Raw genomic sequence first — 12,334 nt, 5'->3', positions numbered from 1 at the left:
TCACGTCACTGCACCGACCGGCCAGGGCACAAACTCGTTGTCCCCGTAGTTGTAGGTCTCGCTTTTCGACAGCGAGCCCGAGGCAATATCGATCAGGACTTCGAAGATCTTTTCACCGGCCTCGGCGACGCTCAGCTCGCCTTCGACGATCCCGCCGCAATTAATGTCCATGTCCTCTTCCATCCGCTGGTACATCTCGGTGTTGGTAGCCAATTTGATGCATGGCGCCGGCTTGAAGCCCGATACCGAGCCCCGACCGGTGGTGAAGCAGATCATGTTGGCGCCCGAGGCGATCTGCCCGGTTACCGAGACGGGGTCGTAGCCGGGGCTGTCCATCAGCACGAACCCCTTCTCGGTAATCGGCTCGGCATACTCGTAAACGGCGTTTAGCGACGTCGAGCCGCCCTTGGCGGCGGCACCCAGCGACTTCTCCAGAATGGTCGTCAGCCCGCCGGCCTTGTTACCCGGCGACGGATTGTTGTTCAGCTCGGCGTTGTTGATGCGCGTGTAGTTTTCCCACCACTGCAACCGGCCAAGAAGCTGCCGGGCCACGTCATGGCTGATTGCGCGGCGGATCAACAGATGTTCTGCGCCGTAGATTTCAGGCGTTTCACTGAGGATTGCCGTGCCGCCGTTTTGCACCAGCAGATCGGCGGCATAGCCGAGCGCCGGGTTGGCGGTGATGCCCGAGTAGCCGTCGGAGCCGCCGCACTGCAGGCCCAGCATCAGGTGCTCGACGCTTTCTTCGGTCCGCTCCAGCCGGCCCAGGGCCGTGATCATCGCATCGACCTGTTCGATCGCCTTTTCCACGCTGCGCCGCGTGCCGCCGGCGTTCTGGATGTTGAACACGCGGAAATTATCGGTCTCCACCAGGTTGTAACGCTTCATCAGCGATGAAATCTGGTTGGTTTCGCAGCCCAGCCCAATGATCAGCACGCCCGCCAGGTTCGGGTTACTGGCGTAGCCCCAGAGGGTTCGCTCGAGAAATTTGAAACCTTCGGATTCGGTATTGATGGCGCAGCCGCTGCCATGGGTCAGCGCAACGACGCCGTCGATGTTCAGTGCCCTGAGCCGATCCGAGCCGTTGAAATGCGCGGCCACCGCACGCGAAACGGTTGCTGAACAGTTCACGGTCGAAAGGATGCCGATGTAGTTGCGCGTTCCAACCCGGCCATCCGGGCGCCGGTACCCCATGAATCGGCGGCGTTGTTCAGGCGGCAGCACCGGGGTGCGCTCGATGGCAGGCGGCAGCTCGCCGTTCGCATGGCTGGTGGGCATCACCACATTGTGGGTGTGCACGTGCGAGCCGGCGGCGATGGGCTGGCTGGCGACACCAATGACCTGACCGTATTTCAGGACGCTTTCACCTTCGGCGATATCACGCCGGGCAATCTTGTGGCCGCTGGGAATGGCGTCGCGGGCGGTTAAGCCAAGCTCCGCAACGGCGGTGTTCTGAGCGATCGGCTTACGCGCGACCGCCACCGAATCCTGTTCGCCGAGGACGATCACGGACTGGCTGCTGGTAATGAGCTGCATGGCGGAATCTCGTTCTTGTAGTGAAGAGGCGTCATCGATACTGACAAAAACGAACATTGCGCGCAATGTTTGCCAGTGCTAAGGTCGATCGAAATCGCGCTGCCCGACAGCCGGCTAGAACAAGAAATCGAGGTGACCCAATGTGCTTTCAGCCCGCATTGCTCTGCAGATTCCCGCATCGTTCCCCAGCCCTTCGTTCGCCTCGTCTGGTTCTGGTTGCGAGTTGTACCGCACGCTTCATGACGCATGCGGTATGCGCGCCAGAGCCCACCGTCGCGAAGCTGTTCGGGGGTTGCGATGAGTAAGTTAGTCGAGGGGTATTTCGCGCTGCTGAAGCTGCTGGCTGTGATCTGTCTGGTGGTGATGGTGGTACTGGTATTCGGCAATGTGGTGCTGCGCTACGGCTTCAACGGCGGGATCACCGTCTCTGAAGAGCTATCGCGTTGGGCATTCGTCTGGATGACCTTTCTTGGCGCCATCGTGCTGCTGCGCGAGCGCGGGCATATGGGCGTCGACATCCTGCTCAAGAAGCTTCCGGAGACAGGCGAGCGGATCAGCTTGATCATCTCGCAACTCCTGATGCTGGCCTGCTCGCTGCTGTTCTTCTGGGGCAGCTGGCAGCAGATGCAGATCAACCTGAGTTTCCCGTCGCCGGTCACGGGCTTGTCCATGGGCTGGTTCTACGGAGTGGGCGTCCTGTTCGGTCTGTCCGCTGCCGTCATTCACCTCTACGAGATCATTCGGCTGGCTCGGGGCAAGGCAATCCACCTTTCTGACGCGAGCAAATTGGAAGCCCATCTCTAGCGCGTCTTCCTCTGTCTCAGTCCGTTGCCCGCCCGGATTCGGTGGCGGTTGATCCCTCAAAACAACAAGAACGGAGTGTTTCAATGGCCATCATCGCCATCTTCGTATGCTCGCTGCTGGGCGCCATGGCTATCGGCGTGCCCATCGCCTACTCGCTGATCATCTGCGGCATCTCGATGATGTATTACCTGGATCTGTTCGATGCCCAGATCATCGCGCAGAACCTGATCAACGGGGCCGACAGCTTCCCGCTCATGGCGGTGCCGTTCTTTATGCTCGCGGGCGAACTGATGAACGCCGGCGGCCTGTCGAAACGAATCGTCAACATGGCGGTAGCGCTGGTCGGGCACATCAAGGGCGGCCTCGGCTATGTAACGATCCTCGCCGCCTGCCTGTTGGCGAGTCTCTCTGGCTCGGCCGCTGCGGATGCCGCCGCGCTGGCCGCATTGCTGGTGCCGATGATGGTCAAGGCCGGGCACGATAAAGGCACATCGGTTGGTCTGGTGGCGTCCGCCGGGATCATTGCACCGGTCATTCCGCCGTCTATCGGGCTGATCCTGTTCGGTGTCGCGGGCAACGTTTCCATCACCAAGCTGTTTCTCGCCGGCATCGTTCCGGGCCTGCTGATGGGCGGGTTCCTTTGCGTCGCCTGGTACCTGGTTTCCCGGCGCGAAACCATCAAAACCACCCATCAAGCGTCTGGCCGCCACGTGCTGAAAACGCTTTATGAAGGCATCTGGGCGCTGCTGCTGCCGCTGATCATCCTTATCGGTTTGAAATTCGGCGTGTTCACGCCAACCGAAGCAGGCGTTGTCGCGGCGGTATACGCGCTGTGCATCTCGCTGTTCGTCTATCGCGAACTGAAGATCCGCGATCTGTACAGGGTGTTGGTATCGGCCGTTTCCACTACTGCGATGGTCATGTTTCTCGTTGCTGCTGCAATGGTTGCGGCTTGGGTCATCACCGTGGCGGATTTGCCTAGCGAAATCATCGCCTTGCTCGAGCCGCTGATGGACAGCCCTCGGCTGCTGATGCTGCTCATTGTGGTGATCGTCGTGGTCATCGGAATGGCCATGGACATGTCGCCGATTATTTTGATTCTCGCCCCGGTGATGCTGCCTGTAGCGGTCGCCGCGGGAATCGATCCGGTGTACTTCGGCGTGATCTTTGTCATGACCTGCGCCATCGGCTTGATCACCCCGCCGGTGGGGCTGGTGCTCAACGTAGTGGCGGGCGTCTCTAAGGTCGATTTCGTTGCCACCGTTCGAGGCACGCTGCCTTTTCTGTTTGCCGAACTGCTGGTCGTAGCGCTGCTGCTGATCTTCCCGCAGATCTTGACCGTTCCGGCTGCGTGGCTGGCCTCCTGAATTCCCATACCGTGCGGAGCTCAGGCTGCGCCGGATGGATTAATGCGGCATGACGTCATGCCGGTGAAGCTGCACCTATAAACAGAAGGAAACGTCATGAAAATAATTCCAAAAGCCCTGACAGCTCTGCTGTGCTCAAGCCTGCTGCTTTCCGCTACGGCGAGCCACGCCGATGAAATCAACCGGCACACGTTCAAAATCGCGTTTGTACAGGCCAAGAATCACCCTCATGGCTTGGGTGCCGTGAAGTTTGCCGACCTGGTCAAGGAGAAAAGCGACGGTAAGATGAAGGTAATGGTGTTCGCCAGCGGCACCCTTGGCGGCGATACCCAAGTGATTTCATCGCTTCAGGGCGGCACCGTCGACATGACCCTGGTCACGCCGGGCCTGCTGACCGGCATCGAGAAAGGCTTTGGCGCCTACGGCATGCCCTTCCTTTTCCAGGATGCGAAGGAAGTAGACGCCGTGCTGGACGGTCCGGTTGGCCAGCAGCTTCTGGAGCGCCTGCCGCCGCACGGCATCATCGGTCTGGGGTACTGGGACCATGGATTCCGCCATGCCACGAACAACAAGCATCCCATCAACAAGCTGGAAGACTTCCAGGGTCTGAAACTGCGAGTGCAGCAGATTCCAACCGCCATCGAAACCTTCAATCGGCTGGGCGCCAACCCCGTTCCATTGTCGTTCACCGAACTCTACACGGCGATGGAAACCGGCACCGTGGACGGCCAGGAAAATCCGCTCGCGGCGATCGAGACGTCCAAGTTCTATGAAGTGCAGAAGTACCTGTCCTTGACCGGCCATTTCTACGATCCGCTGGTCGCGATCTTCAGCAAGAAAACCTGGGATGAGCTCACCGAAACAGAACGCAAGATCATCAAGGAGGCCGCAACGGAAGCCCAGGCGTACGAGCGCAAGGTTTCCCGCGAGATGGACGTAACCTCCCGCGCGGCGTTGGAAAAGGCGGGCATGCAGATCAACGACGTGGCGCCGGAGGAGATTCAGCGTATGCGCGAGCACCTGCAGCCGGTCACCGACAAGTTCACCGAGGAATACGGTGCCGAGCTGGTGGGCCAGTTCATGGAAGAAATCAACAAGGTACGCAACGTCCAATAAGCCCTGGTATCGACGGCCGGCGCCAATCCAAGGCGCTGGTCCTGGGTACATGGGCTGCTGCATCTGGAGGACTGTTCCGCATGAATGATTTGAACGTAGGTTTCATCGGGCTCGGTTTGATGGGCCATGCGATGGCCTCGAACATCCTGAACAAGGGCTTCGGCCTGACCGTCATGGCGCATCGACGTCGTGAGCCGGTCGATGATCTGGTAGGCCGCGGCGCCGCGGAAGTGTCCAACGCCGCTGCGCTGGCGCAACGCGTAGATGTGGTGCTGCTGTGCCTTCCCGGCTCGAATGAAGTAAGTCAGACGCTGACCGGTGAGCAGGGCCTGCTAGCGGGACTGCGAGCCGGCCAGATCGTGGTCGATTGCAGCACCGGCGATCCGGCGCGCACCGCCGAGATAGCGCGGCTGGTCGAGGAGCGAGGTGCGCATTACCTGGACACTCCGGTCAACCGGACACCCAAAGAAGCCGCTGAAGGCCGCCTCAACGTACTGGCCGGTGGCGATGCGGGCGTGCTGGAAAAGACCCGGCCGATCCTGCAGTGCTTCTCGGAAACGATTCATCACCTGGGTGCGGTGGGTTCTGGCCACAAGGCCAAGGTCATCCATAACTTCATCGCCCAGGGTAACGCGACGGTTCTCGCCGAAGCCTTCTGTACGGCGGCGAAGAACGGGCTGGATCTGGCCGCCTTCGCGGATATATGCAGCCTCAGTGGCGGGCACAGTCGGACCTTCGAACGGATCATTCCGTTTGTGCTGAATGGAGACGACTCGGGGCAGCGGTTTGCACTGAGCAATTGCGTAAAAGACATGCGCTACTACACCGATCTGGCCAAGTCGACGCCGTCGACCGGCATCGTCGCAGAATCGGTCTACCAGACATTTCAGCTCGCCAAGAGCCTGGGCCACGGCGACAAATACGTGCCGCATCTGTTTGATGTTCTGGGCGAGATCAACGGCGTCAGCGTACGCGCCGAACAGGAGGGCAAGGCATGAAACTGTTGCGATATGGGGCGGTGGGTCAGGAGAAACCGGGGCTGCTTGGAGCCGATGGCGTTATTCGCGACCTGTCCGCGGTGGTCAGCGACATCACCGGGGAGGTATTGTCTGCCGAGCGTCTGGCGCAACTGGCTGCGCTCGATGAAGGCGCGCTGCCCTGCGTCGAGGCAGAGGTGCGCATCGGCTCGCCGGTCGCCAATATTGGCAAGATCGTCTGTGTCGGCCTGAACTATGCGGACCACGCCAAGGAGTCCGGTTTGCCGGTACCCAGCGAACCCGTCCTGTTCATGAAAGCCACCAGCGCGATTAGCGGGCCCAACGATACGGTGATCATCCCGCGCGGTTCGGAAAAGACCGATTGGGAAGTCGAGCTGGGCATCGTCATTGGCCGCAAGGCGCAGTATGTCGAGCGCGATGAGGCCCTCGACTATGTGGCTGGTTATTGCATCGTCAACGACGTGTCCGAGCGCGCCTTCCAGACTGAGCGTGGCGGTCAATGGGACAAGGGCAAAGGCTGCGATACCTTCGCGCCGATCGGCCCGTGGCTGGTGACCGCGGATGAAGTTGGCGATCTGCGCAACCTGGACCTGCGGCTGGAAGTCAGTGGCGAGCTGCGCCAGCAGGGCAACACCCGGACGATGATCTTCGGTGTCGATGAAATCGTCAGCTACATCAGCCAGTTCATGACGCTCCATCCGGGGGATGTGATCAGCACGGGCACGCCGCCCGGCGTGGGTGCAGGCATGAACCCGCCGATTTTCCTCAAGCCCGGCGACCGGATGACCCTGAGCATTTCCGGGCTGGGTGAACAGCGGCAGGACGTTCGGGCCTGGCAAGCCTGACGGGACTACGACGGCTGAAGGCTTGCTGACTCAGGCCGCCTTGAGCCGATATTCAAGCGTTACGGCGGGAGCGGTCCAGCGCTCGCCGCTTTGATGACAGGTCACACCATGAAAAGACGACTTCATGCGGGTCGCGATTATCGGCGCGCGCAAAACATCGAAGAACTGCGTGAAATCGCACGGCGGCGACTACCGAATTTCTCGTTCGAGTACGTTGAAGGCGGCGCCGACGACGAGTTCACGCTGCGCCGCAATCGCGGCATTTTCGAGAGCATTACGCTGCAGCCGCGTACCTTGCGGGACGTGGGCACACGCGATCTGCGGCGTTCTTTTTTTGATCGGCCGTCCGCGCTGCCATTCATGATAGGCCCCACGGGCTTCAACGGGCTTTTGACCGACCAGGGCGATCTACGCCTCGCCGAGGCCGCCGCCAGGGCAGGTATTCCTTTTGTCCTGAGCAATGCCTCTACCACGTCCATCGAGGACATCGCCAAGGTCGAGGGCATTCGGGCCTGGATGCAGATCTATCTGTATCGAACCCGTGAGCACGTCGCCAGGCTGGTCAAGCGCGTCGAGGCGCTGGGCCTTGAGGCCATCATGGTGACGACCGACAGCGCCATCTTCGGCAACCGCGAATGGGACAGGCGTAACTATGTTCGTCCGCTCAAGCTCGACCTGCGCAATCAGCTCGACGTGCTGTGTCATCCGGAATGGATCTGGGATGTGCTGGTGCCAAATGGGGTGCCGCGCTTCAAGAATCTTGGTGATCTGCTGCCGCCCGGCCGGGACACTGTGAAGGGTGCCGCCAGCGCGCTAGCGGCGGAGCTCGATCCGACGCTCAGTTGGCGAGATATCGCCTGGCTGCGTGATATCTGGAAAGGCAAGCTGATCGTAAAAGGCATGATCCACCCGGAGGATGCGAAGCTTGCCTTGCAATATGGCGTTGATGGCGTCGTGCTCTCCAATCATGGCGGGCGGCAGCTCGACGGCTCGGTATCGGCTGTGGAAACGCTGCCGGACGTCGCGCAGTTGGCCAAAGGCAAATTGAGCATCTTTCTCGACGGAGGCTTTCGTCGCGGCAGTGACATCGTGAAAGCGCTGCTGTTGGGCGCCGATGGCGTGTTGTTAGGCCGGGCAGGGTTATATGGCCTCGGGGCCGGCAAAGGTCCCGGAGCGACGCATGCCATCGAAATCCTGCGTACCGAAGTAGATCGAACCCTAGGCTTGCTCGGTTGCAGCAACCTGGACGAACTGGGCCCGAACCTAATTCATGATCCTAAGTGGCAAGCCGCAGCGCAGGCTGTGCTTAGCGCACAAACGGCCGCAGCGGATATCACGCGCCGCGCTTAGGCGCAGCGTGTCGTTCGCTGCGGGCAGTGATTAGATCGGGCACTCCAGCCCGCCGTCTCGAGCGGCCGTGCGGACCGAATCCAAGACGTCCTGCGGCAGCGGTATACCGTCTTCGAGATACTGCCTGCGCTTTGCAATCCCGGCATGCCCGGGCATGCGCACCGGCTTGCCCGCCTCGCGCGGACGGCTGTCCAGGCAACGCTGGACGAAATGATCCATCTCTGCCCTGAAGGCGTCCAGACCGCCGAAAAACGCCGGGTCCAGTGTCAGCACGCACACCGCCGCGCCCCACTGGCTGACGCCGTCACGACGCCCGAACCCACCCAGGCCAGCCGTTAACGCTTCGATCATGACGCCAAGGCCAAAGCCCTTGTGACCGAACTCCAGACCACCCAGCGGCAGGATGCTGCCCGGCGGGTCGGTGAAGAACGCGGAGGGATCGCGGGTCAGGCTGCCGTCATTGGCTTGGATGACGGGATGGTCGAGCTGGCCACCGGCGTGGCGCGTCTTGTTGACCAGCCCGTTGGTGATGGTCGACATACTGACGTCGATCAGGATCGGGTCGCCGCCGGTGGGAATGCCGATGGCGAGCGGATTCGGCGTGTACACCGGATCGAGCCCGCCATAGGGCGCAACGGAAGCCACCGCGGGGTCGGACGTCAGGATGATCGGCACCAGCCCCTGATCGGTGGCGGCCTGGAGATAAGCCGCGAGGCAGGCGATGTGATGCGAACGTCGAATGTTCGCGACGCCGACCCCAAGCGTCCTGGCCGCCTTGATCGTGAAGTCCAGCGCCTGGCTGACAGCGTAGGGGCCCAGCAGGTAGTTGGCATCGTAGAGAACCGCGGCCGGCGACTGTTGGACGACCTGAAAATGGGCCACATCGACTTTGGCATGGCCGGATCGGATGTCCTTGAGGTAGCCCTGCGCAAGTTTCACGCCATGGGTGTGGTGCCCGAGCAGATCACCTTCGATCAGCACTTTTGCGACGGTGGACGCTACGTCTTCCGACGCGCCTTCCTGTCGAAACAGCTGGTTGATGAGCTGTTCCAGCGTGCTCGCATTGACCTTCATCGAACTTCTCCTTGAGATGCGTTAGGGGCTGTCATCTGGCCGGTACGCCTGGCCCACAGCCTGGAGAACACCGGGAAGAGGGCAATGATCAGGACCAACCCGCCAAGCACGGCGCTGATAGGCCGCTCGACGAACGCAAGTGCGCTGCCGTTGGACTTGAGCATGGAGGTCATGAAGTTGTTCTCCAGTACGCCGCCCAGCACCAACCCCAGAATTGCCGGTGCGACGGGGAAATCCGCGCTGCTGATGAAGTAAACCGCTATGCCGCACAGCAGCATGATCCAGATGTCGGTGACTGAGTTATTGATGGCGAAGGCGCCGACGATGCAGAAGCAGAGGATGATGGGCATCAGCAAACGTGCCGGCGTGATGGCAAAAATGTGCGCGCTGCGAATCGCCAGGTAACCGACGGGAATCAGGATCAGGTTTGCCATGAAGAAGGCACTGAACAGGCCGTACACCATCTCGCCGTTGTTCATGAAGATAGTCGGGCCGGGATTCATGCCTTTCATATACAGAACGCCGATTACGATGGCGGTAATCGAGTCGCCAGGGATGCCAAATACCAAGGCGGGCACCCAGGCTCCGCAAACGGCCGCATTGTTCGCACTGCTGGCGTCGACGATCCCTTCCATGTGGCCGGTGCCGAATTTTTCCGGCTCCTTCGAGCGCTTCTTGCTGATGGCGTAAGTGATCCAGGCGGCGATATCCGCACCCGCACCGGGCAGCGCACCAATCAGAGCGCCGACGGAACTGCCCCTGATCAGATTGCGCCAGTAGCGCTTGAGGTAGTGCGGTACCAGACCGAATACCGTGCCGGTCTGCTTGACGGCTGGCTCCCGGGTTTCATCGGCTGCTTGGCGAGGGCTGGCGAACAGCTTCATCACTTCGTTGAGTGCGAAGAAACCGATCATCACCGGGATGAAGTTGATGCCCGCAAACAGGTCCGGCACATCGAAGGTAAAGCGTGGCGTGCCGCTGATCATGTCCAGCCCGACGGTAGAAAGCAGCAGGCCCACCATCAGGGAGAGAAAGGCTTTGACCACCGAGCCTTGCGAAACGAACACGGCGCTGCTCAGCCCAAGGACAGCCAGCCAGAAATATTCGAACGAACTGAAGTTGAGGGCGAATTCGGCGAGTTTCGGCGCGATCATCACCAGCACGACAGTGCCGGCAAGCCCACCGGTAACCGAGCACACCAGATTGACGCCCAGGCATTCGCGGGCGCGCCCTTTACGACCGAGCGCGGCGGAGTCGCCGACGTAGGCTGCTGACGAAGGTGTGCCTGGAATGTTGAGGTAGGCGCCCGGAATGTCCCCGGCAAATATCGCCATGGCCGCCGTCGTGATAATCGCGGCGATAGCGGCAATGGGGTCCATGGAGAATGTGATCGGAACCAGCAGCGCGACGGCCATGGTGGCCGAGAGGCCGGGAATCGCGCCGACGAACACACCAAACAGGGCGGCAAGCAGCACGACGATGATCGTTTTGAAATTGAGGACCAGTAACAGGCCGTCGACGAATTCTTGCATGTCCGTACTCCTAGAGGCCTAGCATCCCTTGTGGCAGCGGTACCGAAAGTAGATTGGTGAAGGCGTACGTGATGACGAGTGCCGATACCGCAGAGATGATCAGCGCCGGCAACAAGCGAACGCCCCGCAGGCAGAACAGGACGAACATGATCAAAGCCATGCTCAGCAGCGCGCCAAGCGTGTCGCTGACATAGATATAGGCGACGACTGCGACACACGGCACGAAAGACAACAGCCAGCTGAAGCCCAATCGCGGAAGCAGACTTGCCGCACCGTTTGCAGAGGCGTCTCTGCGCATCTGGCGGGTGGCACCGAGCGAAAGCAACAGGCCGCCGATGGCCATGCCGGATCCGATCAGGGTGGGGAACAGGCCCGCGCCGTAGTTAAGGCCGCCGACGTTTGGAAACGCCTGGGACGCAACAATCACAGCGACGCCCAGCGCCAGGAAAATCAGGCCAAGAGAAAGATCTTTCATCATTCTGTCCTTCGCGCTCTATGAGGAGCGCAAACGCGACGTACCGGGAAAAACCGGCGCTGGCGCGCCGGTTTGCATGCGCTGATGCCGGATTATTTCTTCAAGCCGATCCCGTCGATGATGCCGCCCATGTACTCATCGTTCTCGGCGAGGAATTTCTTGAAATCCTCGGCGTTGCGCCACTCCACGCCGAAGCCCTGCTTCTTCATGAAGTCCTGGTAGAGGTCGCTCTTGTAAGCGGCTTCCAGCGCTTTTTCCAGTTTTGCGACGACGGCCGGATCCATGCCTTTCGGCCCGGCAATACCGCGCCACTCACCCAGCGTGTAGTCGCTGCCGGTTGCTTCCTTGAGGGTCGGAATGTTCGGGAAGCTGGAATTGCGTTCGGGAGAGACGACCGCCAGCCCCTTGGCTTTGCCTGCCTCGATCATGGCGCGCGCTTCAGGCACCGACGACGGCACGATTTCCAGACCACCTGCCGCCAGTTCGACCATCGCGGGCGCAGCGCCCTGGCTCGGGATCCACGTCACTTGGTCCGGCGCAATGTTCTGGTCCATCAGCAAGCCGGCAAAAGCGACATGCCAGATACCTCCGAGGCCCGTACCAGACGCCTTGAACGTACCCTTGGGCTTCTCCTTGATGGCGGCGAGCAGTTCGTTAACGCTGTTGTACGGCGCGTCCGCGCTGATCTGCACGCCCGGGTAGTCGTAGTTGGTCATGCCGATAGGGGTGAAATCCTCTCGGTTGATCTTGGTCAGCCCCTGCCAGTGCATCATGTTCAGCTCACCCGTGATAAAGCCTAGGGTGTAGCCATCCGGTTTAGCCGTGGCCATCACGGTATGGCCGACGACTCCGCTACCGCCGGTACGGTTGACGACGTTGATTGTGGTACCGAGCTCTTCTTCCAGCGCAGCGGCGATGCCGCGTGCAGCCGCATCGCTGCCGCCACCGGCTGCCCAAGGCACGATGAGCTGGATAGGCTTGTCGGGGTATTCAGCGAATGCCATCAGTGGCGTAGCCAGCAAGGCGGAGAGCAGGAGGGTTTTGAGGGGGCGAAATGGACGCTGCGCGCTGTGCTTGATGTCGGTCATGTGCTCTACCTATGAATTATTGTTGGACATGCGGCGTTCGGAGAATGCCGTGGTGGATCAGAACCGGGCTGCTCTGGCGCGTTTTGTGGGTACGGACGCCACAAGAGCTGCCTCGAAGCTAAATACCCGGGCTGGTTTCTGTCTAGTGA

At 60.7% G+C, this 12,334-nt stretch carries 11 protein-coding genes; 6 read left to right on the top strand and 5 right to left on the bottom strand.

Annotation, left to right across the window (positions count from 1 at the left end; translation table 11 throughout):
* A complete protein-coding gene (locus tag CXK96_RS16820) occupies positions 1-1,536 on the bottom strand; it encodes a UxaA family hydrolase (protein WP_102837588.1) in 1,536 nt (511 codons plus the stop codon).
* Between the two features lie 297 nt (positions 1,537-1,833).
* On the opposite strand from CXK96_RS16820, the gene CXK96_RS16815 reads away from it, so the two are divergent.
* The 6 genes from CXK96_RS16815 (at position 1,834) to CXK96_RS16790 (ending at position 8,016) form a co-directional block, all read left to right on the top strand.
* Complete coding sequence (locus tag CXK96_RS16815; RefSeq protein ID WP_102837587.1) at positions 1,834-2,340, top strand: TRAP transporter small permease; 507 nt, start codon at positions 1,834-1,836, stop codon at positions 2,338-2,340.
* An 83-nt stretch (positions 2,341-2,423) separates the two neighbouring features.
* Entirely contained in the window at positions 2,424-3,707 is a 1,284-nt protein-coding gene (locus tag CXK96_RS16810) for a TRAP transporter large permease subunit (RefSeq protein ID WP_102837586.1), read from the top strand.
* 96 nt (positions 3,708-3,803) lie between these two features.
* On the top strand, positions 3,804-4,823 hold the full coding sequence (locus tag CXK96_RS16805) for a TRAP transporter substrate-binding protein (RefSeq protein WP_102837585.1): 1,020 nt from the start codon (positions 3,804-3,806) through the stop codon (positions 4,821-4,823).
* A complete protein-coding gene (locus tag CXK96_RS16800) occupies positions 4,760-5,821 on the top strand; it encodes an NAD(P)-dependent oxidoreductase (protein ID WP_336442444.1) in 1,062 nt (353 codons plus the stop codon). The genes CXK96_RS16805 and CXK96_RS16800 overlap by 64 nt, the downstream gene beginning before the upstream one ends.
* Positions 5,818-6,666, top strand: a complete 849-nt coding sequence (locus CXK96_RS16795) for a fumarylacetoacetate hydrolase family protein (protein WP_102837583.1) — start codon at positions 5,818-5,820, stop codon at positions 6,664-6,666. Before CXK96_RS16800 ends, CXK96_RS16795 begins: the two co-directional genes overlap by 4 nt.
* Before the next feature lie 108 nt (positions 6,667-6,774).
* Positions 6,775-8,016, top strand: a complete 1,242-nt coding sequence (locus CXK96_RS16790) for an alpha-hydroxy acid oxidase (RefSeq protein WP_102837706.1) — start codon at positions 6,775-6,777, stop codon at positions 8,014-8,016.
* Between the two features lie 30 nt (positions 8,017-8,046).
* On the opposite strand, the gene CXK96_RS16785 is transcribed toward CXK96_RS16790, so the two are convergent.
* From CXK96_RS16785 to CXK96_RS16770, 4 genes are all read right to left on the bottom strand, one after another.
* Positions 8,047-9,090, bottom strand: a complete 1,044-nt coding sequence (locus CXK96_RS16785) for an Ldh family oxidoreductase (protein ID WP_102837582.1) — start codon at positions 9,088-9,090, stop codon at positions 8,047-8,049.
* Complete coding sequence (locus CXK96_RS16780) at positions 9,087-10,622, bottom strand: tripartite tricarboxylate transporter permease (protein ID WP_102837581.1); 1,536 nt, start codon at positions 10,620-10,622, stop codon at positions 9,087-9,089. Before CXK96_RS16780 ends, CXK96_RS16785 begins: the two co-directional genes overlap by 4 nt.
* Before the next feature lie 10 nt (positions 10,623-10,632).
* Positions 10,633-11,097: a tripartite tricarboxylate transporter TctB family protein gene (locus CXK96_RS16775; protein ID WP_102837580.1), complete on the bottom strand. Its 465-nt coding sequence runs from the start codon at positions 11,095-11,097 to the stop codon at positions 10,633-10,635.
* 92 nt (positions 11,098-11,189) lie between these two features.
* Entirely contained in the window at positions 11,190-12,185 is a 996-nt protein-coding gene (locus CXK96_RS16770) for a tripartite tricarboxylate transporter substrate binding protein (protein WP_256061669.1), read from the bottom strand.
* Between the last annotated feature and the right edge of the window lie 149 nt (positions 12,186-12,334).

The sequence above is a fragment of the Stutzerimonas stutzeri genome, assembly GCF_002890895.1.
GTDB classification, from domain to species: domain Bacteria; phylum Pseudomonadota; class Gammaproteobacteria; order Pseudomonadales; family Pseudomonadaceae; genus Stutzerimonas; species Stutzerimonas stutzeri_AB.
Note: the sequence above shows the minus strand (reverse complement) of the source record. Positions and strands in the feature narration are given on the sequence as shown.

Bases quoted from the DNA above. Each gene is read 5' to 3' on its own strand.
- CXK96_RS16820 (WP_102837588.1), bottom strand. From the start codon at position 1,536: ATGCAGCTCATTACCAGCAGCCAGTCCGTGATCGTCCTCGGCGAACAG.
- CXK96_RS16815 (WP_102837587.1), top strand. From the start codon at position 1,834: ATGAGTAAGTTAGTCGAGGGGTATTTCGCGCTGCTGAAGCTGCTGGCT.
- CXK96_RS16810 (WP_102837586.1), top strand. From the start codon at position 2,424: ATGGCCATCATCGCCATCTTCGTATGCTCGCTGCTGGGCGCCATGGCT.
- CXK96_RS16805 (WP_102837585.1), top strand. From the start codon at position 3,804: ATGAAAATAATTCCAAAAGCCCTGACAGCTCTGCTGTGCTCAAGCCTG.
- CXK96_RS16795 (WP_102837583.1), top strand. From the start codon at position 5,818: ATGAAACTGTTGCGATATGGGGCGGTGGGTCAGGAGAAACCGGGGCTG.
- CXK96_RS16790 (WP_102837706.1), top strand. From the start codon at position 6,775: ATGAAAAGACGACTTCATGCGGGTCGCGATTATCGGCGCGCGCAAAAC.
- CXK96_RS16785 (WP_102837582.1), bottom strand. From the start codon at position 9,090: ATGAAGGTCAATGCGAGCACGCTGGAACAGCTCATCAACCAGCTGTTT.
- CXK96_RS16780 (WP_102837581.1), bottom strand. From the start codon at position 10,622: ATGCAAGAATTCGTCGACGGCCTGTTACTGGTCCTCAATTTCAAAACG.
- CXK96_RS16775 (WP_102837580.1), bottom strand. From the start codon at position 11,097: ATGAAAGATCTTTCTCTTGGCCTGATTTTCCTGGCGCTGGGCGTCGCT.
- CXK96_RS16770 (WP_256061669.1), bottom strand. From the start codon at position 12,185: ATGACCGACATCAAGCACAGCGCGCAGCGTCCATTTCGCCCCCTCAAA.